Here is a 25,585-nt window from a genome sequence, read left to right as displayed (position 1 = left end):
AATCAATGCCGCACATTTTGATCGTCGAAGACGAAACAATTATCCGCTCCGCCTTGCGCCGCCTGCTGGAACGCAATCAGTACCAGGTCAGCGAAGCCGGTTCAGTGCAGGAAGCACAAGAACGTTTCAGCATCCCAACGTTTGACCTGATCGTCAGCGACCTGCGCTTGCCAGGCGCGCCCGGCACCGAACTGATCAAGCTCGGCCAGGGCACGCCGGTGCTGATCATGACCAGTTACGCCAGCCTGCGCTCGGCGGTAGACTCCATGAAAATGGGCGCAGTGGACTACATCGCCAAGCCGTTTGACCACGACGAGATGCTCCAGGCCGTGGCCCGCATCCTGCGCGATCGACAGACGGCGGCCAGCCATGCGCCGGAACCCGCGAGCAAGGCGACAGCCTCCGCCAAAGGTGGTGCCGGCAACCATAACGGCGAAATCGGCATCATCGGCTCCTGCCCGCCCATGCAGGACTTGTACAGCAAGATCCGCAAAGTGGCGCCCACCGACTCCAATGTCCTGGTCCAGGGCGAATCCGGCACCGGCAAGGAGCTGGTCGCCCGGGCGCTGCATAACCTGTCCCGACGGGCCAAGGCCCCGATGATTTCGGTGAACTGCGCTGCGATTCCGGAAAGCCTGATCGAGTCCGAGCTTTTCGGTCACGAAAAGGGCGCGTTCACCGGTGCCAGCGCCGGGCGCGCCGGGCTGGTGGAAGCGGCGGACGGCGGGACGCTGTTCCTCGATGAAATCGGTGAGCTGCCCCTTGAAGCCCAGGCACGTTTGCTGCGGGTGCTTCAGGAAGGCGAGATCCGGCGGGTCGGGTCGGTGCAGTCGCAGAAAGTCGACGTGCGCCTGATCGCCGCTACTCACCGTGACCTCAAGAGCCTGGCGAAGATCGGCCAGTTCCGTGAAGACCTGTATTACCGTTTGCACGTCATCGCCTTGAAGTTGCCGGCCCTGCGCGAGCGTGGCGCCGACGTCAACGAAATCGCCAATGCTTTCCTTGCCCGCCAGAGCGCGCGGGTCAACCGCACCGATCTCAAGTTCGCCCCGGATGCCGAACAGGCCATTCGTCACTACGCCTGGCCGGGTAACGTTCGAGAGCTGGAAAACGCGGTAGAGCGAGCAGTGATCCTGTGCGAGAGCCCGGAAATCTCGGCCGACCTGCTAGGCATCGACATCGAACTCAGTGACCTGGACGATGACGAGTTCATCGGCCTGGCCCCGCAACAGGGTGGTGCCAACAACTCCAGTCACGAGCCTACCGAAGACTTGTCCCTGGAAGATTACTTCCAGCATTTCGTCCTCGAACACCAGGACCACATGACGGAGACCGAACTGGCGCGCAAGCTGGGGGTTAGCCGCAAATGCCTGTGGGAGCGCCGTCAGCGCCTGGGTATCCCACGCCGCAAGACCGGGGTCGCCAGCGAAAGCTGAGGTGCGCGGGTAACACCGCCCAATGTGAAAAAACTGTTACCTCAGCTTTTTCACGTAACAGAAGCCGGGGTTTACGGTAACGAAACCCCGGCTTTTTTTCGCCCCGAAAAAACCAGAAACCCCACCACTCCCCCGGCTTTGCTGGGGTTCGCAAAAGTTGGCACGCACCCTGCTATAGCTTTGGTACAAGAACAATAACAAGCCGTGTAAACGACAATAAAAATAAGACGAATCGACTCACGCACAATAAAAACAAGACGGCGAGAGGCGCAGCTAACTGATTCTTTTGGAGAGGCGTTGTATTTGGGGCTTGCCCCACAACCAGGCCGAGAACAATAAAAACTGTCTCAAGACAGGTGCCTGAACTGGTTGGATCGATTGATCACTGCAACACAGCGACCAAAGCAATCCGTTTGCTCTTGACTCCCGAATGGGAGGGTCACGCAGGGAAAACCTCGTGGCGCGGGCACTCAACAAAAACAAGAAGCCCGAAATCAATAATAAAAACAGAGCACGCAACTAATTCTGGGGGAGCTTCGGCTCCCCCTGTGGTTTCCGGCATTCCCCTTCCTTGAAGCCTACAAGGCTTGTCGCTCAAGCTTGCAGCTCAAAACTGCTCCGTCCTACACCATCCCTCGACTAAATGCTAGAATCCCCGCCCATCATGCGGTCACTCTTCGTTTTTGGCCGAATATTCCTTCAAACAGTGCATCCCATGCTGAAGAAGCTGTTCCAGTCATTCCGTTCTCCCTTGCGTCGTACGCAACACATTCGCAGCACGCCTGAAGTGCTCAACAGTGGCCAGCACTCGTTGCAAAAGGCCCAGTTCAGCCGTTACGCGGTGAACATCGTCGAACGCCTGCAGAACGCCGGTTACCAGGCTTATCTGGTGGGTGGGTGTGTGCGTGACATGCTGCTCAACATCACACCCAAGGATTTCGACGTCGCCACCAGCGCCACGCCGGAACAGATCCGCGCCGAGTTTCGCAACGCTCGGATCATTGGCCGGCGCTTCAAGCTGGTCCACATCCACTTCGGCCGCGAAATCATCGAAGTGGCAACATTCCGCGCCAACCACCCGCAAAGCGATGAAGAAGAAGACAGCAACCAGTCTTCACGCAACGAGAGCGGGCGCATCCTGCGCGATAACGTCTACGGCACGCTGGAAGAAGACGCGCAGCGCCGCGACTTCACCATCAACGCCCTGTATTACGACCCGGTCAGCGAACGCATCCTCGACTACGCCAATGGCGTACACGACATCCGTAACCGCCTGATCCGCCTGATCGGCGACCCCAAACAGCGTTACCAGGAAGACCCGGTGCGCATGCTGCGAGCCGTGCGTTTCGCCGCCAAGCTGGATTTCGGCATCGAAAAACACAGCGCCACGCCGATTCGCGAACTGGCACCGATGCTGCGGGAGATCCCGTCGGCGCGCCTGTTCGAGGAAGTGCTCAAGCTGTTCCTGTCAGGCAACGCGGCGGACACCTTTGAAATGCTGGTGGACCTGCAACTGTTCGACCCGCTGTTCCCGGCCAGCGCCGAAGCGCTGGAGTACAACCCGACCTACACCCACACCCTGATCAGCGAAGCGTTGATCAACACCGATCTGCGCATCAAGCAGAACAAACCGGTGACCCCGGCCTTCCTGTTTGCCGCACTGCTCTGGCCTGCTCTCCCGGCCCGGGTGCTGCGCCTGCAGGAGCGCGGCATGCCGCCGATCCCCGCCATGCAGGAAGCCGCCCACGAGCTGATCAGCGAACAGTGCCAGCGCATCGCGATTCCGAAACGCTTCACGATGCCGATCCGCGAAATCTGGGACATGCAGGAACGCCTGCCACGGCGCAGCGGCAAACGTGCCGACCTGCTGCTGGACAATCCGCGTTTCCGGGCTGGCTACGACTTCCTGCTGCTGCGTGAAAGCGCCGGCGAACAAACCGATGGCCTCGGTGAATGGTGGACCGACTACCAGGACGCCAACGACAGCGAGCGCCGCGACATGATCCGCGAGCTCAGCGGCAAGGACGATGGCGCCAGCGGCCCGCGCAAGCGTCGTCGCAGTAGCGGCGCCAAGCGCAAACGTGCCGGTGTCCCGAGCGCTTCGGACGAATAGTCGATGGAACACATCTACATCGGCATGGGCAGCAACCTCGCCGAGCCCGCCGAACAATTGCGCAGCGCTATCCAGGCGCTGGCGCAACTGCCCGATACACACCTGACGGGCGTGTCAGCGTTCTACCAGAGCGACTCCCTGCTGCCCGGCCAGCCACGCTACACCAATGCGGTCGCGGCGCTGGACAGTCGCCTGGCGCCGCTGGACCTGCTCGATGCGCTGCAAGCCATCGAAACCGGGCAAGGTCGCGAACGTCTGGAACGCTGGGGTCCGCGCACCCTGGACCTGGACATCCTCCTGTTCGGCGATCGCCTGATCGACGAACCCCGCCTGAAAGTCCCTCACTACCACATGCACGCCCGGGCCTTCGTCCTCTATCCCCTCGCAGAACTGGCACCCACCGACCTGTGCCTGGCCGATGGGCGTCTGCTCAAGGATTTGCTCGCAGCGTGCCCGTTTGTCGGCCTGGAACGCTTGTCCTCCAACTGACGTAGATAGCCTGTGGGAGCGAGCCTGCTCGCGATAGCGGTGATTCAGCCAATGCAAATGTCGACTGACACACCGCAATCGCGAGCAGGCTCGCTCCCACAAAACTCGGACCCTACAGTCACTTTCGAGACTCTCCCCCACGCTGAAACGCATCAGTAACCCCGGTAACACCCGGCGGTAACACATCCAATTGACTTCCCGGGTACTCCTCACGACTATAGGCGTCCCGTTGCCGCCAACGCGGCGCTAAAGGGCGCAATCCAGGCCTTACAAGCACCACGCATAGAAGGTGCGCCTGTATAAATGACCCATCATGCGCGTTACTCGCAGTAGATCACGAGCGCCTAATGAGGACTTTTTCATGCCAGCTATTACCCTGACCACGCTGCAAGGTCTCAAGCAAAAAGGTGAAAAAATCACCATGCTGACCTGCTATGACGCAACCTTCGCCCACGCCTGCAATGAGGCCGGTGTCGAAGTGCTGCTGGTGGGCGATTCCCTCGGCATGGTGCTGCAAGGTCACGACAGCACACTGCCGGTGACCACCGCCGAGATGGCCTACCATGTGGCCGCCGTCAAACGCGGTAACACCGATGCGCTGATCCTTGCCGACCTGCCATTCATGGCCTACGCCACCCTCGAACAAACCATGACCAACAGCGCCATGCTGATGCAGGCCGGCGCACACATGGTGAAAATAGAAGGCGCGTTGTGGCTGGCCGATTCCATTCGCCTGCTGGCCGAACGCGGCATCCCGGTGTGCGCACACCTGGGCTTGACGCCCCAGGCGGTGAACATCCTCGGTGGCTACAAGGTTCAGGGCCGCAATGAAAACCAGGCCCGTCAGATGCGCGCCGATGCGATCGCGCTGGAGCAGGCGGGTGCCGCGATGTTGCTGCTCGAATGCGTGCCCAGCGAACTGGCGGAGGAAATCACCCAGGCGGTGAAGATCCCGGTCATCGGCATCGGCGCCGGCAGCGCCACCGACGGCCAGGTACTGGTGCTGCACGACATGCTCGGCTTGTCGATCACCGGTCGCGTCCCCAAGTTCGTGAAGAACTTCATGACCGGGCAAACGACCATTCAGGCCGCCCTGGGCGCCTATGTTGCCGAAGTCAAGGCGGCGACTTTCCCTGGCGTCGAGCACGGATTTTCTGCATGAACACCGTCAAAACCGTACGCGAACTGCGGGCTGCCGTGGCCCGCGCCCGCAGCGAAGGCAAACGCATCGCTTTCGTGCCGACCATGGGCAACCTGCACAGCGGCCATATGGCGCTGGTCACCAAAGCGGCGCAGCGGGCCGACTTCGTGGTGGCAAGCATTTTCGTCAACCCGCTGCAGTTCGGTGCCGGCGAAGACCTGGACAAATACCCGCGCACCCTCGCCGCCGATCAGGAAAAGCTGCTCCAGGCCGGCTGCCATCTGCTGTTCGCGCCAACCGTCGAAGAAATGTACCCCGACGGCATGACCGGGCAGACCCGGGTCAGCGTCCCGCAAGTGTCCGAAGGCCTGTGCGGCGCCAGCCGTCCGGGGCATTTCGAGGGCGTGGCGACGGTGGTCAGCAAGCTGTTCAACATGGTCCAGCCCGACCTTGCGGTGTTTGGCCAGAAGGACTTCCAGCAACTGGCGGTGATCCGCGCGCTGGTCCATGACCTGAACATGCCGATCCAGATCATCGGCGAGCCCACCGTTCGCGCCGAAGACGGCCTGGCGCTGTCGTCGCGCAACGGCTTCCTCAGCCCGGAACAACGCGCGGTGGCACCCGTGGTCTATCGCAGCCTGAGCCAGATTGCCGAGGCGATCAGGTTGGGGCGCCGGGATTTCCCGGCGCTGGTGGCCGAGCAGATCACGCAACTGAAAACTGTCGGCCTGCGTCCTGATTATCTGGAAATCCGCCACGCCCGTACCTTGCGTCCGGCCACGGCAGAGGATCGTGACCTGGTGATTCTGGTTGCCGCTTTCCTGGGCACCACCCGGTTGATCGATAACCTGCACCTGGACCTCGACACGCCCGCCTGAATACCACAAAACCCTGTGGGAACGGGCTTGCTCGCGAAAGCGGTGTATCTGTCACATCGATGTTGAATGTGCCGACGCCTTCGCGAGCAAGCCCGCTCCCACAAGGGTACTGCAGTGTTATTGCCGCTTCAGTAGCCTTCGGGCAAACTGCCCGCCGTTCGGACCCGACCAGAGGAAACATTCATGCACGCCATCATGCTCAAGGCCAAGCTGCACCGCGCCGAAGTCACTCACGCCGTGCTCGACTATGAAGGCTCCTGCGCCATTGATGGTGAGTGGCTGGACCTGTCGGGTATTGGCGAATACGAACAGATCCAGATCTACAACGTCGACAACGGTGAACGCTTCACCACCTACGCGATCCGTGGCGAAGAAGGCTCACGAATGATTTCGGTCAACGGCGCTGCGGCGCACAAGGCCAAGGTGGGTGACCGGGTGATCATCTGCGCCTACGCCCATTACAGCGAAGCCGAACTGGTCAACTTCAAGCCCCGCATGTTGTACATGGCTCCAGGCAACGAATTGAGCCATACCAGCAATGCCATCCCGGTGCAGCTCGCCTGATCGAGCCCCGGCCAACGGGCGAGCCTGTGGGAGCAAAGCTTGCTCGCGATAGCAGTATGCCAGGCGACATCCATGCAACTGGACCATTGCAGTCGCGAGCAAGCTTTGCTCCCACAGCGGACCAATCCCGCCCCTGTTGTATAAAAAAGTACCGGGCAACGGTCTGACAAAGCCAAGACAGATCGCGACGCGAGGTTTACTGTAGTCGCCCTGTGTCCATAGATCGTGTCGACGCAGTTGTCCGGCCGCCCACCTGAGGCCATGCCGGAATTTTTAGTGTACAAAAGGTCGTTCAAGTAAAAAGGAAACCCGCAGCGATGGCGTACTACCGAACCCCTCACGACGTGACCGCTCTGCCTGCCTGGCAAGCGCTGAATGACCACCGCAAAGCCATGCAGGATTTCAGCATGCGCGAAGCGTTCCATGCCGATCCGCAGCGTTTCAATCAATTCACCCTGTCGAGCTGCGGCCTGTTTCTCGACTACTCAAAGAACCTGATCAACGCCCAGACCCGTGACCTGCTGGTGTGCCTGGCCAATGAAGTCGACCTCAAGGGCGCGATCAAAGCGTTGTTCGAAGGCGAAATTGTCAATGCCTCCGAGAACCGCCCGGCCCTGCACACCGCGCTGCGCCGGCCGGTAGGCGATAAACTGCTGGTGAACGGCGTCGACGTCATGCCCGACGTACACAAGGTGCTGAACCAGATCACTGATCTGGTGGGCCGCATCCATGACGGCCTGTGGCGCGGCTACACCGAGAAACCGATTACCGACGTGGTGAACATCGGCATCGGTGGCTCTTTCCTCGGCCCGGAACTGGTCTCCGAAGCGCTGCTGTCTTACGCGCAAAAAGGCGTGCGCTGTCACTACCTGGCGAACATCGACGGCAGCGAGTTCCATGAACTGACCATGAAGTTGCGCGCCGAGACCACGCTGTTCATCGTCTCGTCGAAATCCTTCAACACCCTCGAAACCCTGAAGAACGCCCAGGCCGCCCGTGCCTGGTACCTGGCCCAGGGCGGTTCCGAAGCGGAGCTGTACCGCCACTTCATCGCCGTGTCGAGTAATAACGCCGCCGCCGTGGCCTTCGGCATCCGCGAAGAAAACATCTTCCCGATGTGGGATTGGGTCGGCGGGCGCTACTCGCTGTGGTCGGCCATCGGTTTGCCGATCGCCCTGGCCATCGGCATGTCGAACTTCAAGGAATTGCTCTCCGGCGCCTATTCCATGGACCAGCATTTCCAGAGCGCGCCGTTCGAACAGAACATGCCGGTACTGCTGGCGCTGCTGGGCGTGTGGTACGGCAACTTCTGGGGCGCGCAAAGCCACGCGATCCTGCCGTACGACCACTACCTGCGCAACATCACCAAGCACTTGCAGCAACTGGACATGGAATCCAACGGCAAGAGTGTGCGCCAGGACGGCACGCCGGTGTCGACCGACACAGGTCCTGTGATCTGGGGCGGCGTCGGCTGCAATGGTCAGCACGCCTACCACCAGTTGCTGCATCAGGGCACCCAGTTGATCCCGGCGGACTTCATCGTGCCGATCGTCAGCTTCAACCCGGTGTCCGATCACCACCAGTGGCTGTACGCCAACTGCCTGTCCCAGAGCCAGGCGCTGATGCTGGGCAAGACCCGCGCCGAAGCCGAAGCGGAACTGCGTGACAAAGGCGCGAGTGAAGAAGACGTACAGAAACTGGCCTCCCACAAGGTGATCCCGGGCAACCGGCCGAGCAACACCCTGGTGGTCGAACGCATCAGCCCACGTCGCCTTGGCGCATTGGTAGCGCTGTATGAACATAAGGTGTTCGTGCAAAGCGTGGTCTGGGGCATCAACGCTTTCGACCAATGGGGCGTGGAGCTGGGCAAGGAATTGGGCAAGGGCGTCTACAACCGTCTGGTGGGCAGCGAAGAAAGCGCGGCCGAAGACCCTTCGACCCAGGGTTTGATCAACTACTTCCGCGGGCGTCATCGCGGGTGATAGTCTGACAGGGCGGCTCACCCGCCCTGTCGCTTTTCGTTCAGGACAGTTCCTACGGCTCGGGTTACCCGCACACCGTGGGGTACACGGCACTGTAGGAGCTGCCGAAGGCTGCGATCTTTTGATCTTGATCCTCCACTTGGTATTCAAGTGTATTGAGAGAAAAGATCGCAGCCTTCGGCAGCTCCTACGAGGGTCGTGCCGCTCCCCTCTTGTCGCAAAAACAAGAATAAGGAACCGTCATGTTCGATATCAGCCAGTACCCCCAAGCCGATGCCGTCCGCCGGGCTGCGCAACTGAGTCAGGACGAGTACACGCGGCTCTACAAAGAATCCATCGAACACCCCAGCGCTTTCTGGGGCGAGCAGGCGACGCGCTTTCTCGACTGGATGACGCCTTGGCAAACCGTCCAGCGCTATGACCTCAAGATCGGCGACGCCACCTGGTTCGCCGGGGGCCAACTGAACGTCAGCGCCAATTGCATCGACCGCCATCTGGATACACGTGGCGACCAGACAGCGATCATCTGGGAAGGCGACAATCCCGCCGAATCGGCAGAAATCACCTACAGAAAACTTCATCACCATGTTTGCCGCCTGGCCAACGTGCTGAAAAGCCGCGGCGTGAAGAAAGGCGACCGTGTCTGCATCTACATGCCGATGATCCCGGAGGCGGCCTACGCCATGCTTGCCTGCACCCGCATTGGCGCCGTGCATTCGGTAGTGTTTGGCGGCTTTTCGCCGGATTCGCTGCGCGACCGGATTCTCGACGCCGATTGCCGCACCGTGATCACGGCCGACGAAGGCGTGCGCGGCGGACGATTCATACCGCTCAAGCGCAATGTCGATAAAGCCCTGGCAAGTTGCCCCAACGTCAGCACCGTGCTGGTGGTCGAGCGCACTCAGGGCGAAGTGGCCTGGGTCGAAGGCCGCGACCTGTGGTACCACCAGGCCATGCATGAGATGAGCGACGATTGCCCACCGGAACCGATGGATGCCGAGGACCCGCTGTTCATCCTCTACACCTCCGGCAGCACCGGCAAACCCAAAGGTGTGCTGCACACCACCGGCGGTTATCTGCTGCAAGCGGCGATGACGTTCAAGTACGTACTGGACTACCGCGACAACGAAGTGTTCTGGTGCACCGCCGATGTCGGCTGGGTCACCGGCCACAGCTATATCGTCTACGGACCGTTGGCCAACGGCGCCACCACGCTGATCTTCGAAGGCGTGCCGAGCTACCCCAGCAGTTCGCGCTTCTGGCAGGTGATCGACAAGCATCAAGTCAACATTTTCTACACCGCCCCGACCGCCCTGCGAGCGCTGATGCGCGAAGGTACCGGGCCGCTGCAGGAAACGTCGCGCAAAAGCCTGCGATTGCTCGGCAGCGTCGGTGAGCCGATCAACCCGGAGGCGTGGGAATGGTACTTCAACGTGGTGGGCGAACAGCGCTGCCCGATTGTCGACACCTGGTGGCAGACCGAAACCGGCGGCATCATGCTCAGCCCGCTGGTGAGTGCGCCGCGGCTCAAGCCGGGCTGCGCCACCCGCCCCATGTTCGGCGTGCAACCGGTATTGCTCGATGAAACCGGCAAGCAAATCAATGGTGCCGGCAGCGGTGTGCTGGCGATCAAGGCGAGCTGGCCGGGGCAGATTCGCAGCGTTTATGGCGATCATCAACGCATGGTCGACACCTACTTCAAGCCCTACCCTGGCTATTACTTCACCGGCGACGGCGCCCGTCGAGACGAAGATGGCGATTACTGGATCACCGGGCGCATCGACGATGTGATCAACGTCTCCGGACACCGCATCGGCACTGCCGAAATAGAAAGTGCCTTGGTGCTGCACGACAACATCGCCGAAGCAGCAGTGGTCGGTTACCCCCATGACCTCAAAGGCCAGGGCATCTACGCCTTCGTCACGCCGATGGATGGAATCGAGGCCAACGACGCGTTGAAAAAAGAATTACTGGACCACGTCAGCAAGGAGATCGGCAGCTTCGCCAAACCGGAACTGATCCAGTGGGCGCCGGCACTGCCCAAGACCCGTTCGGGCAAGATCATGCGGCGCATCCTGCGCAAAATTGCCTGCAACGAGCTCGACAGCCTCGGCGACACCTCGACCCTGGCCGATCCGAGCGTGGTGGAGGGGCTGATCGATAAGCGGCTCAATCGCTGAGCCAGCAACACAAGAGTCTGTGGCGAGCGAGCTTGCTTGAGCTGGACCTTCGGCAGCTCCTACAGTACAGCCCAGTGGGAGCAAGCTCCCTCGCCACAGGTCGGTGCCCGGCTTCATATCCGTATGCAATCCCAACCCGAGTATCCATAACTGCTAAACTCCCGCGCCTCATTTCCTTAAGGCGCGCCCGGCATGTCTTCCTTGAATCAGGCGCTGCGCGCCGCCCTCGATCAGCGTCAGGACCTGCTCGGCCAATTGCACCAGCAAGGCACCGATTGCTATCGCTTGTTCCATGGCAGCCAGGAAGGCGCCCCCGGCCTGACGGTCGACCGCTACGGCCCGCAATTGCTGGTACAGAGTTTCCATCAGTCGCTGGAACGCGATGCCTTGCTGCAATTGCACGGTATCGTCAACGAGTACCTGGGCCTGGACACCCTGCTGGTCTACAACGATCGCGCCCGGGGCAATTCGCGCGTCGACCGCCAGGACACCGTTTACCAAGCTGACGAAGCCGCCCTGCAAGACCTTGTCGGCCGTGAATGGGGCTTGAACTACCGCGTGCGCGGGCGCCATGCCGGGCAGGATCCGTTGCTGTTTCTCGACCTGCGTAACGCCCGTGGCTGGGTCAAGGAACACAGCCGCAACAAAAGCGTGCTGAACCTGTTCGCCTACACCTGCGGCGTCGGCCTGAGCGCCGCAGCCGGTGGCGCGCGCGAGGTGTGCAACCTGGACTTTGCCGAAGGCAACCTGGCGGTGGGGCGCGAGAACGGTCTGCTCAACCCTGATCTGCCGCCCATGGATTTCGTGCAATCGGATTACTTCCCGGCCATCCGCCAGCTGGCCGGCCTGCCCATCAGTCAGCGGCGCGGGCAGAAACTGCCAGGTTATGTGCGCCTGGAGCAACGCCAGTACGACCTGGTGCTGCTCGACCCGCCCGCCTGGGCCAAGAGCGCGTTCGGCACGGTCGACCTGTTGCGCGATTACCAGAGCCTGCTCAAGCCGGCGCTGCTCACCACCGCTGAAAATGGCGTGCTGATCTGCTGCAACAACCTGGCAAAAGTCTCCATGGACGACTGGCGCGAGCAAGTGCTGCGCTGCGCGGAAAAGGCCGGCCGCCCGGTGCGCGAATGGAAAATACTGACACCCGGCAGCGATTTCCCCTCGCTGGACCAGCAGCCGCCACTCAAGACGTTGATCCTTCAGCTCTGAACCAGCGGTTCAACTCCTACGCCGAAAACGGATAAATCTGATAAATCACAGTGGCTTCGGAACCGTAAACGCATGCCATACTCCAAGGCACTCCGAATTCACACCAGATGAAGCCGCACATGCCCAAAGGATTGATTCGCGCTTTCGGCGCCCTGTTGACCGTACTGGCCCTCTACAGCCTGCTGGGTTTTCTGATATTACCCGGTGTTGCCTTGCGGATCGCCAATCAACAACTGGCCGACCATGCAACGGTGCCAGCCCGGATTCAGCGTATCGAGCTCAATCCGTTCAGCCTCGAAGTCACGCTTTGGGGCCTGAATGTCGGCGAACCGGGCAAGGAGCAGGTCGCCTTCGAGCGGCTGTACACCAACCTGCAGCTCGACAGCCTCTGGTCCGGCGCCCTGCACCTGACCGATATCGAGCTGGACAAGCCCAAGACCGAGATCATGTTCGCCAAGGACGGTCAGCTGAACCTGCTGGGCCTGTTCAAGCTGCCGGCCAGCGAACCCACCCCGACCGACCCCGACGCCAAGCCGTTTCCGCTGCGAATCGACCGGATCAAACTGGCCGGCGGTTACCTGCATTTTCAGGACCTGCGTCCCAGCGAGCCCATCGAATTTCTGTACGACACCCTTGATTTCGAGCTCAAGAACCTCAGCACTCTGCCCGACGACAACGCCGACATGACCCTGGTAGCCGTCAGCCCTCAAGGCGGCCGGGTCGACTGGACCGGCAACTTCAGCCTCACGCCGATCGCCTCCGAGGGTAAGATCAAAGTCACCGACGGCCAGATGAAAGTCTGGTGGCCCTACGTACGCGACGCGGTACCGCTGGTGCTGGAAAACGGCGTGCTGAACCTGAGTACCGACTACAAGCTCAACCTGGCCAAGGGCACCGAACTGCTGCTCAACAACGTGGCCGTCAGCGTGGCCCCCTTCTCCATCAAGGCGCCGGATGGCCGCCCATTGGCGAAGCTCGAACGCCTGGATGTGAGTGAAACAACCGTCGACCTGGCCAAGCAACACGTCATCGTCGGCAAGATCCGCAGCCAGAAGCTGGAAACCTGGGCCGCGCGCGAGGCGGATGGGCAACTGGACTGGCAAAAACTCTTCGCCAGTCAGCCGGCTAAACCGCAGGTCAAGGTCGAACCGGCATCGGCCCCAGCAGCCGCCGATTCGCCCGAGCCTGAACCCCAAGCACCGAGCAAGCCCTGGCAGGTGCTGTTGAAGGACGTGCAACTGCGCAATTACCAGGTGCATCTGGCCGATCGTCAGGCGCAACCTGCCGTGGCCCTGGACCTGGGCCCGCTGAACCTCGACCTGCAGAACTACGACACCCTCAACGGTTCACCCTTTACCCTCAAGCTGGATACCGGGATAGGCAAACAGGGCAAGATCCTGGCTGACGGCGAGGTCAACCTGAACCCGGTCACCGCCCGGCTCAAGGTCAAGACCCAGGACATCGACCTACGCGTCGCCCAGGCGTACATCAACCCGTTCATTCGCCTGGAACTGCGCTCCGGGATGCTCGGCAGCGATCTGGCGGTGGACCTCAAGAGCACCGAGCCGCTGGCATTCGCCGTCACCGGTCGCGCCCAGGTCGATCAACTGCACACCCTCGATACCCTCAGGACCCGGGACTTCATCAAATGGAAACAGTTGGTGCTCGAAGGGCTCAACTATCAGCACGGCGATAGCCTGTCGATCGACAAGGTCAACCTGTACCAGCCTTACGCGCGATTCATGATCAACCGAGACCGCACCACCAACGTCGATGACCTGCTGATCCCGCAACCGGCCGACAGCGGTACGAACAACAGCCCGGCAAAACCGGCCTCCCAGGACAAACCGCTGGGCATCCACGTCGGCGGCATTGCCATCAATGACGGTTCAGCCAACTTCGCCGACTTCAGCCTGACACCGAACTTCGCCACGGCCATCCAACAGCTCAACGGCCAGATCGGCACCATCGACAGCCGCCAGGCCAAGCCGGCCAGCGTGGACATCAATGGCAAGGTCGACCGCTACGCGCCTGTCACCATCAAGGGCGCGGTCAATCCCTTCGACCCGATGGCCAGCCTCGACATCGCCACCAGTTTCAAACGGGTCGAGCTGACGACCCTGACGCCCTATTCCGGCAAATTCGCCGGCTATCGCATCCGCAAGGGCCGACTCAACCTCGACCTGCATTACCGGATCACCAAAGGCCAGTTGCAGGCCGACAACAAAGTGGTAGTCGAGCAACTGCAGCTGGGGGAAAAGGTCGACAGCCCGGACGCCGTGAGCCTGCCGCTCAAGCTGGCCGTCGCGCTGCTGAAGGATTCCGAAGGCAGGATTTCCATCGAGCTGCCGGTTTCCGGCGACCTCAATGACCCGCAATTCAGCGTGATGCCAATTGTCTGGCAAACCCTGCGCAACCTGGTGGTACGCGCGGCCCAGGCGCCATTCAAACTCATCGGTGGACTGGTGGCCGGGGGGGCCTCGCAAGATTTGGGCAGCGTGTCATTCGCCCCGGGCTCAAGCGAACTGAACCCGGACAACGAAGGCACGCTGCTCAAGTTGTCCGAAGCCCTCGGTAAACGTCCGGAGTTGCGCCTGGAGATCGAAGGCACCGCCGCCCAAAGCAGCGACGGCCCGCTGCTCGCCGCCCAGCGTCTGGAACGTGAATACCAGTACAACTACTACAAGATGCTGCAGCGCAGAGGCGACAAAGTCCCTGCCAAAGCCTCGCTGCTGGAGGTGCCCGAGGATGAAAAGGCACCGCTGCTCGAAGGCATCTATCGCACCCGTCTCAAGACCCAGCCACCGGTGGAATGGACGCAACTGGATAAAAAGGCACGCACGGAAAAACTGCGCGAAGGCGTGATCACGTTCTGGAGTGGCAACGAAGTGCTGTTGCGCCAGCTGGGACAGGAGCGTGCCAGCAGCATCAAGGACTTCCTGGTGGACAAAGGGCAATTGGCCGATGACCGTGTGTATTTCATCGACGCCAGCCTCGGTCAGGCCGAAAGTGACGGGCGCGTGATCACCCCTATGCATCTGGATGCCGAATAAGATGAAACGTCTGCACGAGCTTAGCCTGATCTTGCTGCTCGCCAGCGGCCACGTGTCGGCGGCCGATACATTGCGTTGTGGCAGCCAGTTGATCAGCGTCGGTGATCGCTCCAGCGAAGTGCTGCAAAAATGCGGGCAACCCACGGCGCGGGATGACCTGGGCTACGAGCGCAGTGTCAATCGCCGGGAAGAATACCCGGTGGAAGAATGGACCTACGGCCCCAACAATGGCATGTACCAGTATTTGCGCTTCAAAGGTAACCGGTTGGTGCAGATCACCAGCAAGCGGGGGCGCTGAGCGGGCCACTGCACAATCGGCAGGCATGTGGGTTAACGTGCCGCCGCCTTCGCGAGCAAGCCCGCTCCCACAGTGGACCGAGTTTCGTCAGGAAGAATGTGATCCATTGTGGGAGCAGGCTTGCTCGCGAAAAGGGCCACTCGATTTCCCAGGCTGATCCCTGAATACTTTTCCGCCCCGCAATAGAACAGGCCCCCGGCACGAATGCCGGGGGCCTGTAATGGCCACGTCCGTGTGGCCTTTCGCATGAACTCCAAAGCAACGGCAAACGTATGTCTCAGCCCGCTTGCCGTGCCTTCTCCCGGTCCAGGCGAGAAGTCTTGAGTCTTACTCGGATTTCAGGCCGTCAGCCGAAACATCTTTGACGCCTTTGATGTTCTTGGTGATCATCACGGCACGCTCTTTTTGCGCGTCGGTCAGCACTGTAGTCGAGGACAGTGAAACAACACCTTTGTTGGTTTCGACCTTGATGTCGGTAGCAGGCATGCCAGCTTCGGTAGCCAGGTCAGCTTTGACCTTGGTAGTGATCCAGGTATCAGAAACGTCTTCCTTAACCTCTGTCACTTCACCAGCAGCCAGCATCATCGGAGCCTGAGTTGCTTGAGTGGTCTCGGCGAAAGCGCTAGCCATGGTCAGAGTCAGGGCGGTGGCAGCTGCGGCAGTGATAGCGAACTTCTTCATACGAGTAACTCCTGTTTTTCTCAAAAACTGCCGGCGGTGTTTCCCGGCAGGGTTAACAGGAGTAGTGCGAAGGTTGTGCCAGTTTTGCATCAGCAATTAATTCGTTTTAAATCAATCAGTTAAGCGAAACGGCAATTTTCACAATCATGCAAAATGCATGGCCTGCTGATTTTGGACATGCAAGTTGCGGGTTTTCGGCTCTCGCTAAGTTTATGAATTGTTAAGATTTTCCGTGACGAGGGGAAAGCCCCCTCGCCACAGGCTCAGCCAGGCCCGAAATCAGGGTGCCGCTGCCCCCGTGCAACCGGCGGGCAAGAATTCCTGGACGGCCGTCGAACCGCAGGTCCAAACACCGGCCGCTGAACGGGAGAGGGTGATTGCCTTGCCGAGAACCGGAGCTGGCGCATTCAACAAGGTGCAGGCAATGGTTCCGGTTCCGTCCGCTGCAGTACCTGAAGCGGTCAGGGTGCAGTTGCTGGTGGGCGATGTTCCGCCGATGTTGGCTAACGTCGGGTTGGTTCCCTGGTTCATGACGTCCTCGAACGGCACCTTCAACGCGGAGACTTCCGCCAGCCCCGCCGTCGCTTTCGCCCGTGCCTGATACTTGGAATACTGCGGCAACGCAAACGTCGCCAGAATGCCGATGATCGCCACAACGATCAGCAACTCGATCAGCGTAAAACCCTTCTGCTTATTCATAGATATCTCCATAGCATGAGGTGGAGTCTCATGACCTGAAGGGACCTTTGCACGGCCTGTGCCAACCCTGTCGCGCCCGCTGGCAAGGGACTTCGACCCGAAGCGCCGCTAGGTCCTACCCAACAACCGCACTATCTGACATTTTTTGTCACCCCGCCCCGCTGGTTTGGTCTGGATGCTTGACTAGGCTATAAGTCATGAACTGTCCGCGTTCGGGATTCCCATGAATGACATCGCCTTAAGCGGTCTGGCCAAGCAATTGGTACTGGCCGAACTGATCACCGAGCAAAGTGCGCAGCAGGCGTACCAACAGGCCCAAAGCAGTCGCATGCCCCTGGTCAGTTACCTGGTGCAGAACAAACTGGTCCAGAGTCGCCAGGTGGCGGAAATCGCCTCGGAGCATTTCGGCGTGGCCCTGCTGGACCTCAACAGCCTGGACAAGGAAACCCAACCCACCGGCCTTGTCAGCGAAAAACTGGTGCGCCAGCATCACGCCCTGCCGCTGTGGCGACGTGGTAACAAACTGTTCGTGGGCATCTCCGACCCCACCAACCACCAGGCCATCAATGACATTCAGTTCAGCACCGGCCTGACCACCGAAGCCATCCTGGTGGAGGACGACAAGCTCAGCGACGCTATCGAAAAGTTTTTCGAGTCTTCCAGCACCGGCCTGGAAGGCATGGGCGATGTCGACCTCGACGGCCTGGACATCGAGTCGATCGATGATCACAAGCAGGACTCCATCGCCGGCCAGGACACCGACGACGCGCCGGTGGTGCGGTTCGTCAACAAGATGCTGCTGGACGCGATCAAAGGCGGCTCCTCTGACCTGCACTTTGAGCCCTATGAAAAAATCTACCGGGTGCGGGTGCGTACCGACGGCATGCTGCGGGAAGTGGCCCGCCCGCCGATCCAGCTGGGCACCCGCATCGCCGCGCGCCTGAAGGTCATGGCCAGCCTCGATATTTCCGAGCGGCGCAAACCCCAGGACGGGCGTCTGAAAATGCGCCTGTCGAAAAACAAGTCCATCGACTTCCGGGTCAACACCCTGCCGACGCTCTGGGGTGAAAAAGTGGTGATCCGGATCCTCGACCCCTCCAGTGCGCAGATGGGCATCGATGCCCTGGGCTACGAGCCGGATCAGAAAGAGTTGTACATGGCCGCTCTCAAACAACCACAAGGGTTGATTCTGGTCACCGGCCCCACCGGCTCTGGCAAAACCGTGTCGCTCTATACCGGGCTGAATATACTCAACACCGTGGACATCAATATTTCTACCGCTGAGGATCCGGTGGAAATCAACATGGAAGGCATCAACCAGGTCAACGTGAATCCACGCCAGGGTCTGGATTTCGCCCAGGCCCTGCGTTCGTTTCTGCGCCAGGACCCGGACGTGATCATGGTAGGCGAGATCCGCGACCTGGAGACCGCCGAAATTGCCATCAAGGCCGCGCAGACCGGACACCTGGTGCTTTCCACCCTGCACACCAACAGCGCCGCCGAAACCCTGATCCGTCTTCACAACATGGGCATTCCCGGCTTCAACATCGCCACCGCGGTACACCTGATCATTGCCCAGCGACTGGCGCGCAAGCTGTGCCCGCAGTGCAAAAGGGCCATCGAGATTCCCGAGGAAACCCTGCTCAAGGAAGGCTTCCCCCGGGAACGCATCGGCTCGTTCACGATCTATGAGCCGGTCGGTTGCGAACAGTGCAACAACGGCTACAAGGGGCGCGTGGGGGTTTACGAAGTGGTCAAGAATACGCCCGAGCTGCAACGGCTGATCATGGCCGAGGGCAACTCGTTGGAAATCGACCTGCAAATGCGTAAGGACGGTTTTAATGACCTGCGCGCCTCGGGACTGCTCAAAGTGATGCAAGGCATCACCAGCCTCGAAGAAATCAACCGGGTCACCAAGGATTGAACATGGCGGTCAAGGCAATAAAAACCGACGTTTACACGTGGGAAGGCAAAGACCGCAAGGGCGCAAAAATGACTGGGGAGCTGACCGGTCAGAGCCCGGCCCTGGTCAAGGCCCAGTTGCGCAACCAAGGCATCAACCCAGGCAAGGTACGCAAGAAGTCCACGTCGATATTCAGCAAGGGCAAGCGTATCAAGCCATTGGATATCGCCCTGTTCACTCGTCAGATGGCGACCATGCTCAAGGCCGGCGTGCCCTTGTTGCAGGCGTTCGACATCATTGGCGAAGGCTTCGACAACGCCAACATGCGCAAGCTGGTGGACGAGGTGAAACAGGAAGTCGCCGCCGGCAACAGCTTCGCCGCGTCGTTGCGCAAGAGCCCGCAATACTTCGACGAACTGTACTGCAACCTGGTGGACGCCGGTGAACAGGCCGGCGCCCTGGATACGCTGCTGGAGCGCGTCGCGACCTACAAGGAAAAAAGCGAAGCCCTCAAGGCCAAGATCAAGAAGGCCATGACCTACCCGGCCGCCGTGGTGCTCGTCGCCGCCGTCGTCACGGGGATTCTGCTGGTCAAGGTGGTGCCGCAGTTTGAATCGGTATTCTCCGGGTTCGGCGCCCAACTGCCGGCCTTCACGGTGATGGTCATCGGCCTGTCGGAGTTCATGCAGCAGTGGTGGTGGATGCTGCTGGGCGGCGCGGTGGCGGCGTTCTTCGGTGTCAAACATGCACTCAAGCGCTCCCAGGGCTTGCGTGACTGGCGCGATAAATGGCTGCTCAAACTGCCGCTGATTGGCACCCTGATGTACAAATCCGCCGTGGCCCGCTACGCCCGGACCCTGTCCACGACATTCGCGGCCGGCGTGCCGCTGGTGGAAGCCCTGGACTCGGTATCAGGCGCCACCGGCAACGTGGTGTTCAAACGTGCGGTACAACGCATCCGGCAGGATGTCTCGACCGGCATGCAGTTGAATTTTTCCATGCGTGCTTCAGGCATATTCCCGAACATGGCGATCCAGATGACCGCCATCGGCGAGGAGTCCGGCGCGCTGGACGACATGCTCGACAAAGTGGCGAGCTTTTATGAAGCCGAGGTGGACAATCTGGTGGACAATCTCACCAGCCTGATGGAACCGTTCATCATGGTGGTCCTGGGGGTGGTCGTCGGCGGCCTGGTGGTTGCCATGTACCTGCCCATCTTTCAACTCGGCTCTGCGATCTGACATGCCCCTGACTGAGTTTTTCGCACTGTATCCCCTGGCCTTTGTGCTCGCCGCGTTATTGCTCGGACTGATCATCGGCAGTTTCCTCAACGTCCTGGTGTGGCGCCTGCCCAAGATGCTCTCGCGCGAATGGCGGCTGCAAGCCCATGACTTGCTGGGCCTGCCCGCCGAAGCCCCCGGCCCGGTCTACAACCTGATGCTGCCGCACTCCCAGTGCCCGCACTGCGGCCACCGCATCCGGGCCTGGGAAAACATTCCGCTATTGAGTTACCTGGCATTGCGCGGTCGTTGCTCCAGTTGTGCCGCGCCCATCGGCCGGCGTTATCCCCTGACCGAGTTGGCCTGCGGCATCCTGTCGGCGTTCGTCGCCTGGTATTTCGGCTTTGGCTGGCAGGCCGCAATGGTGATGGTGCTGACCTGGGGCCTGCTGGGCATGAGCCTGATCGATGCCGAGCACCAGTTGTTGCCCGATACCCTGGTGCTGCCGTTGTTGTGGCTGGGCTTGATCGTCAACAGCTTCGGGTTGTTCGTCCCCTTGAATCAGGCGATGTGGGGCGCCGTGGCCGGCTATCTGGCGCTGTGGTCGGTGTTCTGGGTGTTCAAACTGATCACTGGCAAGGAAGGCATGGGCTACGGGGATTTCAAGCTGCTGGCGATGCTGGGCGCCTGGGGCGGCTGGCAGATCCTGCCCCTGACGTTGCTGTTGTCATCGCTGGTGGGCGCCGTTATCGGGGTCATTGTGCTGCGCCTGCGTGATGCACCGACATCGACGCAAATCCCCTTCGGGCCCTATCTGGCCATTGCCGGCTGGATTGCCTTGCTCTGGGGTGGTCAAATAACCGACTTCTATTGGCAGTCTGTCGGTTCCTAATGTCGATTTCAATGAATAGCCCCGCAGAAAAACCCTGGATTCTCGGCCTGACTGGCGGTATCGGCAGCGGCAAAAGCGCGGCGGCGCAGCACTTTATCGACCTGGGCGTGCACGTCGTCGACGCCGATCACGCGGCGCGCTGGGTGGTCGAACCCGGACGCCCGGCCTTGGCTAAAATCGCCGAACATTTTGGCCCCGGCGTATTGCAGGCCGACGGCACACTGAACCGAGCGCCCCTGCGCCAACTGATTTTCGAAAATGCCGAGCAACGCCGCTGGCTCGAGGCGCTGCTGCATCCGTTGATCGCCGAGGAAATCGCTCATCATCTGGCCCAGGCACAATCACCCTACGCGATTCTGGTGTCGCCGCTGTTGATCGAGTCCGGCCAGTACGCCATGACCCAGCGGATCCTGGTGATCGATGTGCCGGAACAACTACAGATCGAACGCACCTTGCAGCGCGACAAGACCAGCGAGCAACAGGTCCAGGCGATCCTCAAGGCCCAGTCCAGCCGTCAGGATCGCTTGAGCCATGCCGACGACGTGGTGGTCAATGACCGCGACCTCGCCTGGCTGCACAGCGAGGTCGAGCGCCTGCATCACTTTTACCTTACTTTGCGTGGAGGCCAGTCATGAGCCAAACCCCAACCGTTGATTGCCCAACCTGTGGCGCCCCTGTGGAATGGAGTCCGGAAAACACCTTCCGGCCCTTCTGTTCCGACCGCTGCAAACTGATCGACCTGGGCGCCTGGGCGTCGGAAGAACACAAGATCCCGGTCAGCCCCGATGCCGAGGACGACCTGTTCAGCGAAGAGTTCGAGCCTCGCCATTAAGGCCGCATGAAACCGTAGTCCTGTTCATCGTCGAGGTTCTCCGCCAGGAAACTCAGCTCATCGGCCAGGTCTTCCACGCTGCGCACCGCCTTGCTCTGCTGCACGATCGCACTGAGCAAGGCCCGCAGGCTAAGGCCCGGGTCGAAGCCGATTTCCACTGCCGCGTCCTGGCTGCGCCTGATCTCTTGTCTTGCCCACTCATAAACACTCATGGTTGTGCTCCCTGGAATTTTTCCAGAGCATGAAGCGCGTCCGGCTGCTCAGCCTTGATGTGAATCAAGGCTTGTCGTCATCCTTCCAGGGGGCCGACAGATAGCGCGTACGGTTAAAGGTCTCCAGCCATTCGGGGCTGAACACCACCAACGCACTGACCACCATGCCGTTGATAAACGCCTCGGGAAAGATGATCAGCCAGAGGTAGCCGATGAAATCTTCCAGCCAGTAAGGCATGGCGAACACCCCGTCGTACCACAGCAGGCCAAGCCCCACCAGCAGGCACAACAACGCCGAAAGCGCGGCGGCGAGAAATCCCGAACAGAAGATGTACACGAACAGATTGCGCGGTTGGGCGCGTTCCACCAGGATCGCGCAGCACTCGGTGACCAGCACCGGCAGCAAAATCAGCAACGCACCGTTGATACCCACCGCCGCCATGTCCTGGCGCCCCAGCAGCACCAGGGCAAGCTGGGCGCAAAGGCCGCCGAGAATCGCCAGCGGCCAATCCAGCAGCAGTGTCACGGCGGTCATGCCGATGAAGTGATACGAGACGCCGGTATCGAAATCCCGTCGCACCAGCCACAACATGAACAGGGCCAGGACCGTGCCGAACAGCAAGTGCTGGCGACGGCTGTCGGTGAACAGCTCCACCCAGGGCGCCCGCACTACGGCCCAGGCCAGCACCGGCAGATAAATCAGCCAGCCGACCGTCAGCGTCTGCGCAGACAGCAGTTCGGCTCCGATCATGGCGCTACTCCTCTGGCTTGTCCTTGCATCAAAGACTCCATGATCACCTCAGGATTCAAGCCGGCAGTCTACACCCCACCCCGAACCGGCCATAAATCAATGCAACGCTTCCAGCTTGTCGCAATTGAACGCTAAGCTTGGGCTCATGGATGATTCCGATTATTTACGCCTGCTGACCATCGCGGCCGAGCAAGCCAACGCCTTTCTGTCCAATGCCCGCAAATGGGAGCGTGAGCGTTGGGTCTGCCAGCGTCTGCTGCAAGGGCTGAACGTACCCTATCGCGCCGACGAGTTCGCCCCTGCCGGAGAGCCGCCGGACGTATTGTTTCGCGATGCCAACTTCGAAGTGTTTTTTGTCCTCGACGAAGGCCGTCGCCTCAATGACGAATGGCGCGACGAGCTGCAACGCCGTCGTAGCGCTTTCTCCCTGAGCCAACTGGTGCGCCGCGAAGCCAAGCCCCGACGCATCCCGGCCAATGAGTTCCTGCTGCGCCTGGCCCCGACCCTGCGCAAGAAAGCCCACAACTACACCGAACGCGGCATGGACCTGGGGGAGTTGGACATCATCGCCTTCGCCAGCCTCAAGCGTGAAGTGCTGGATCTCAATAGCCATTTCCCGCCGCCGACCGAATACCTGCGCCAGGGTTGGCGCTCGCTGTCGCTGGTGGGGCCGACGTTTGCCCGGGTACTGTTCGCCCATCCCGACGCGCCGGATTTCCTGCGCAGCAATCTGGGGCGCAGCATCGTGTTCGATGTCGGGATCAGCCTGTGAGCCCACTGCAGGAACTGATTGCCGCTGTGCCCCAGCAAGGCCGCGTACGCTGGATAGGCGTGCGACCCCAGGGCCATGCGCCCATGATTGCACTGGACGCCGTGGAGGCACGCCTGGAAGCCGGCCTGACGGGCGACCATGCCCGTCCCGGCGTGCGCAATGCCCGGCAAGTCACCTTGATTCAGTGGGAACACCTGGCCGTGATCGGTTCGCTGATGGGCCGCCCGGTGGATCAGCCGGTGTTGCCGCAAGAGCTGCGCCGCAACCTGGTGGTCAGCGGTATCAATCTGTTCAGCCTCAAGGGCCGGCGCTTTCGCATCGGCCAGGCCATCTTCGAAACCACCGGCTGGTGCCAGCCGTGCGCGCGGCTGGAACGCAACCTCGGCGAAGGGACGTTCCAGGCCGTGCGCGGCCATGGCGGAATCACCGCACGGGTGTTAAAAAGTGGAATCATTCGCCTGGACGACAGCTTGAGTGTCGAACCTGTTCCGGCGAGCGGCTACGCTGCTTTCAATGCCGGATAGCCAGACGCTGTAGCGTCTATACCTTTCGAAACGTCTACCTGCCGAGGCCTTTATGACCAGCCGCCTGAACCCGGAAGACCAGAAGCATGTCGAAGAGTACCTGCAACTGTCCCAACACCGAGTCGAGCGCCGGCCTTTCCGGCCGTGGATGCTCCTGGTGGTGGTACTGGCCATCACCATCGGCCTGGGCCTGTTGAGCCGACTGATCAGTTACCTGACGCTATGAGTTGCGTGGCACTCGCGCGGGTAACGGCACCGATTTCCTTTAGCCTTGCGAGATATCCCCATGACTCATCGTATTGTCATCGTTGGCGGCGGCGCCGGCGGTCTGGAGTTGGCTACCCGTCTGGGTAAGACTCTGGGCAAGCGCGGCACGGCCAGTGTGATGCTGGTCGACGCGAACCTGACCCATATCTGGAAACCGCTGTTGCATGAAGTGGCTGCCGGTTCCCTGAACTCCTCCGAAGACGAACTCAACTACGTCGCCCAGGCAAAATGGAACCATTTCGGTTTCCAGCTGGGGCGCATGAGCGGTCTGGATCGGGAGCGCAAGAGCATCCAGTTAGCCGCCACCTATGACGAGGCGGGCCTGGAACTATTGCCGGCCCGTGAACTGGGTTACGACACTCTGGTGATCGCCGTCGGCAGCACCACCAATGACTTCGGCACCGAAGGCGCGGCGCAACATTGCCTGTTCCTCGACACGCGCAAACAGGCCGAGCGTTTCCATCAGCAATTGCTCAACCATTACCTGCGCGCCCATGCCGGGCAAACCGACGTGGTCGAACGCATCAGCGTCGCCATCGTCGGCGCCGGTGCGACGGGGGTTGAGCTGGCGGCCGAGCTGCACAACGCCGCCCATGAGCTGGCTGCCTATGGCTTGGACCGGATCAAACCGGAGAACATGCACATCACCCTGATCGAAGCCGGACCGCGGGTCCTGCCGGCCTTGCCAGAACGCATCGGCGGACCTGTGCACAAGACCCTGGAGAAACTTGGGGTCAATGTCATGACCAACGCCGCTGTTGGCCAGGTGACAGCCGACAGCCTGATCACCGTCGATGGCAAGGTCATCAACGCGAGCCTGAAAGTCTGGGCCGCCGGGATTCGCGCCCCGGACTTCCTCAAGGAAATCGACGGGCTGGAGACCAACCGGATCAACCAGCTACAAGTACTGCCGACACTGCAAACCACCCGTGACGAGAACATCTTTGCCTTCGGCGACTGCGCCGCCTGCCCGCAACCGGGCACCGACCGCAACGTCCCACCCCGCGCCCAGGCCGCCCACCAGCAGGCCTCGCTGCTGGCCAAGTCCCTCAAGCTGAAGATCGAAGGCAAGGCGCTGCCCGAATACAAATACACCGACTACGGCTCGCTGATCTCGCTGTCGCGTTTCTCGGCGGTGGGCAACCTGATGGGCAACCTCACCGGCAGCGTGATGCTCGAAGGCTGGCTGGCGCGGATGTTCTATGTATCGCTCTACCGCATGCATCAGGTGGCGCTGTACGGCATGTTCCGTACGGCGATGTTGATGCTGGGCAGCAAGATCGGGCGCGGGACTGAGCCCAGGCTGAAGTTGCACTGAAGATAACCGGGAGCGACCGCTAGCGACTTCGCTCGATCAGCAACACCGCCATCGCGAGCAGGCTCGCTCCCACAGGGTGACCACAATCAACTGTGGGAGCGAGCCTGCTCGCGATGACTGCCGCCCAGGCAATCACGCGCTTGAGTTGAAATCCTTACTCCAGGCCGCGTC

General features: G+C 60.8%; 24 protein-coding genes. 20 read left to right on the top strand and 4 right to left on the bottom strand.

The features are described 5' to 3' along the window. The first annotated feature begins 5 nt into the window (after positions 1 to 5). From BMY45_RS25710 to BMY45_RS25655, 11 genes are all read left to right on the top strand, one after another. Positions 6 to 1,436 (top strand): sigma-54-dependent transcriptional regulator, encoded by a 1,431-nt coding sequence (locus BMY45_RS25710; RefSeq protein WP_047229846.1) that lies wholly within the window; start codon positions 6 to 8, stop codon positions 1,434 to 1,436. A gap of 715 nt (positions 1,437 to 2,151) precedes the next feature. Continuing rightward, the gene (locus BMY45_RS25700) at positions 2,152 to 3,549 is read left to right on the top strand and encodes a polynucleotide adenylyltransferase PcnB (protein WP_177193395.1); all 1,398 of its coding nucleotides are present in this window, start codon (positions 2,152 to 2,154) and stop codon (positions 3,547 to 3,549) included. A 3-nt stretch (positions 3,550 to 3,552) separates the two neighbouring features. Continuing rightward, positions 3,553 to 4,038 carry a 2-amino-4-hydroxy-6-hydroxymethyldihydropteridine diphosphokinase gene (gene folK, locus BMY45_RS25695; RefSeq protein WP_092403025.1) on the top strand — a complete coding sequence of 162 codons (486 nt, stop codon included), beginning with the start codon at positions 3,553 to 3,555 and terminating at the stop codon, positions 4,036 to 4,038. A gap of 361 nt (positions 4,039 to 4,399) precedes the next feature. Continuing rightward, entirely contained in the window at positions 4,400 to 5,200 is an 801-nt protein-coding gene (panB, locus tag BMY45_RS25690; RefSeq protein ID WP_092403023.1) for a 3-methyl-2-oxobutanoate hydroxymethyltransferase, read from the top strand. Then, on the top strand, positions 5,197 to 6,057 hold the full coding sequence (gene panC, locus BMY45_RS25685) for a pantoate--beta-alanine ligase (RefSeq protein WP_092403021.1): 861 nt from the start codon (positions 5,197 to 5,199) through the stop codon (positions 6,055 to 6,057). Before panB ends, panC begins: the two co-directional genes overlap by 4 nt. A gap of 183 nt (positions 6,058 to 6,240) precedes the next feature. Next, the gene (gene panD / locus BMY45_RS25680) at positions 6,241 to 6,621 is read left to right on the top strand and encodes an aspartate 1-decarboxylase (protein WP_092403019.1); all 381 of its coding nucleotides are present in this window, start codon (positions 6,241 to 6,243) and stop codon (positions 6,619 to 6,621) included. 317 nt (positions 6,622 to 6,938) lie between these two features. Continuing rightward, the gene (gene pgi, locus BMY45_RS25675) at positions 6,939 to 8,603 is read left to right on the top strand and encodes a glucose-6-phosphate isomerase (protein ID WP_092403017.1); all 1,665 of its coding nucleotides are present in this window, start codon (positions 6,939 to 6,941) and stop codon (positions 8,601 to 8,603) included. A 242-nt stretch (positions 8,604 to 8,845) separates the two neighbouring features. Continuing rightward, positions 8,846 to 10,783: an acetate--CoA ligase gene (gene acs / locus BMY45_RS25670; protein WP_092403015.1), complete on the top strand. Its 1,938-nt coding sequence runs from the start codon at positions 8,846 to 8,848 to the stop codon at positions 10,781 to 10,783. Between the two features lie 192 nt (positions 10,784 to 10,975). Then, positions 10,976 to 11,992 carry a class I SAM-dependent rRNA methyltransferase gene (locus BMY45_RS25665; protein ID WP_092403013.1) on the top strand — a complete coding sequence of 339 codons (1,017 nt, stop codon included), beginning with the start codon at positions 10,976 to 10,978 and terminating at the stop codon, positions 11,990 to 11,992. 119 nt (positions 11,993 to 12,111) lie between these two features. After that, positions 12,112 to 15,045, top strand: a complete 2,934-nt coding sequence (locus BMY45_RS25660; protein WP_177193394.1) for a DUF748 domain-containing protein — start codon at positions 12,112 to 12,114, stop codon at positions 15,043 to 15,045. A 1-nt stretch (position 15,046) separates the two neighbouring features. Beyond that, positions 15,047 to 15,343 carry a DUF2845 domain-containing protein gene (locus BMY45_RS25655; RefSeq protein WP_092403009.1) on the top strand — a complete coding sequence of 99 codons (297 nt, stop codon included), beginning with the start codon at positions 15,047 to 15,049 and terminating at the stop codon, positions 15,341 to 15,343. A gap of 327 nt (positions 15,344 to 15,670) precedes the next feature. Here BMY45_RS25655 and BMY45_RS25650 read toward each other — a convergent pair whose 3' ends face one another. Together BMY45_RS25650 and BMY45_RS25645 are read right to left on the bottom strand one after the other, a co-directional pair. After that, positions 15,671 to 16,024 carry a BON domain-containing protein gene (locus BMY45_RS25650; RefSeq protein WP_092403007.1) on the bottom strand — a complete coding sequence of 118 codons (354 nt, stop codon included), beginning with the start codon at positions 16,022 to 16,024 and terminating at the stop codon, positions 15,671 to 15,673. A 279-nt stretch (positions 16,025 to 16,303) separates the two neighbouring features. Further along, positions 16,304 to 16,723: a pilin gene (locus BMY45_RS25645; protein ID WP_092403005.1), complete on the bottom strand. Its 420-nt coding sequence runs from the start codon at positions 16,721 to 16,723 to the stop codon at positions 16,304 to 16,306. A 223-nt stretch (positions 16,724 to 16,946) separates the two neighbouring features. Between BMY45_RS25645 and pilB the strand changes: the two genes are divergently transcribed. The 5 genes from pilB to yacG are packed head-to-tail and all read left to right on the top strand — an operon-like array spanning position 16,947 to position 21,570. Further along, positions 16,947 to 18,647, top strand: coding sequence for a type IV-A pilus assembly ATPase PilB (gene pilB / locus BMY45_RS25640; protein WP_092403003.1), 1,701 nt, complete (start codon positions 16,947 to 16,949; stop codon positions 18,645 to 18,647). Positions 18,648 to 18,649: 2 nt separating this feature from the next. After that, on the top strand, positions 18,650 to 19,867 hold the full coding sequence (locus BMY45_RS25635; RefSeq protein WP_092403001.1) for a type II secretion system F family protein: 1,218 nt from the start codon (positions 18,650 to 18,652) through the stop codon (positions 19,865 to 19,867). Between the two features lies 1 nt (position 19,868). After that, positions 19,869 to 20,738, top strand: a complete 870-nt coding sequence (locus BMY45_RS25630; RefSeq protein WP_047229861.1) for a prepilin peptidase — start codon at positions 19,869 to 19,871, stop codon at positions 20,736 to 20,738. Positions 20,739 to 20,749: 11 nt separating this feature from the next. Further along, complete coding sequence (coaE, locus tag BMY45_RS25625) at positions 20,750 to 21,373, top strand: dephospho-CoA kinase (RefSeq protein ID WP_092402999.1); 624 nt, start codon at positions 20,750 to 20,752, stop codon at positions 21,371 to 21,373. Next, positions 21,370 to 21,570, top strand: coding sequence for a DNA gyrase inhibitor YacG (yacG, locus tag BMY45_RS25620; RefSeq protein WP_047229863.1), 201 nt, complete (start codon positions 21,370 to 21,372; stop codon positions 21,568 to 21,570). Before coaE ends, yacG begins: the two co-directional genes overlap by 4 nt. Here the strand turns inward: yacG and BMY45_RS25615 are convergent. Both BMY45_RS25615 and BMY45_RS25610 read right to left on the bottom strand, forming a co-directional pair. Continuing rightward, a complete protein-coding gene (locus BMY45_RS25615; protein WP_092402997.1) occupies positions 21,567 to 21,782 on the bottom strand; it encodes a hypothetical protein in 216 nt (71 codons plus the stop codon). The two genes, yacG and BMY45_RS25615, sit on opposite strands and share 4 nt — an antisense overlap. A 64-nt stretch (positions 21,783 to 21,846) precedes the next feature. Further along, complete coding sequence (locus tag BMY45_RS25610) at positions 21,847 to 22,533, bottom strand: energy-coupling factor ABC transporter permease (RefSeq protein WP_092402995.1); 687 nt, start codon at positions 22,531 to 22,533, stop codon at positions 21,847 to 21,849. Positions 22,534 to 22,678: 145 nt separating this feature from the next. Between BMY45_RS25610 and BMY45_RS25605 the strand changes: the two genes are divergently transcribed. The 4 genes from BMY45_RS25605 to BMY45_RS25590 are packed head-to-tail and all read left to right on the top strand — an operon-like array spanning position 22,679 to position 25,414. Next, the gene (locus BMY45_RS25605) at positions 22,679 to 23,305 is read left to right on the top strand and encodes a DUF1780 domain-containing protein (protein WP_047229866.1); all 627 of its coding nucleotides are present in this window, start codon (positions 22,679 to 22,681) and stop codon (positions 23,303 to 23,305) included. Then, positions 23,302 to 23,829: an MOSC domain-containing protein gene (locus BMY45_RS25600; RefSeq protein ID WP_047229867.1), complete on the top strand. Its 528-nt coding sequence runs from the start codon at positions 23,302 to 23,304 to the stop codon at positions 23,827 to 23,829. Before BMY45_RS25605 ends, BMY45_RS25600 begins: the two co-directional genes overlap by 4 nt. Positions 23,830 to 23,881: 52 nt before the next feature. After that, positions 23,882 to 24,055 carry a DUF3094 family protein gene (locus BMY45_RS25595; RefSeq protein WP_076386361.1) on the top strand — a complete coding sequence of 58 codons (174 nt, stop codon included), beginning with the start codon at positions 23,882 to 23,884 and terminating at the stop codon, positions 24,053 to 24,055. 60 nt (positions 24,056 to 24,115) lie between these two features. After that, entirely contained in the window at positions 24,116 to 25,414 is a 1,299-nt protein-coding gene (locus BMY45_RS25590) for an NAD(P)/FAD-dependent oxidoreductase (RefSeq protein WP_092402993.1), read from the top strand. Positions 25,415 to 25,585 lie beyond the last annotated feature (171 nt).

Source organism: Pseudomonas sp. NFACC39-1, assembly GCF_900110355.1.
GTDB classification, from domain to species: domain Bacteria; phylum Pseudomonadota; class Gammaproteobacteria; order Pseudomonadales; family Pseudomonadaceae; genus Aquipseudomonas; species Aquipseudomonas tehranensis.
This window is presented reverse-complemented; position numbering and strand designations above follow the sequence as displayed.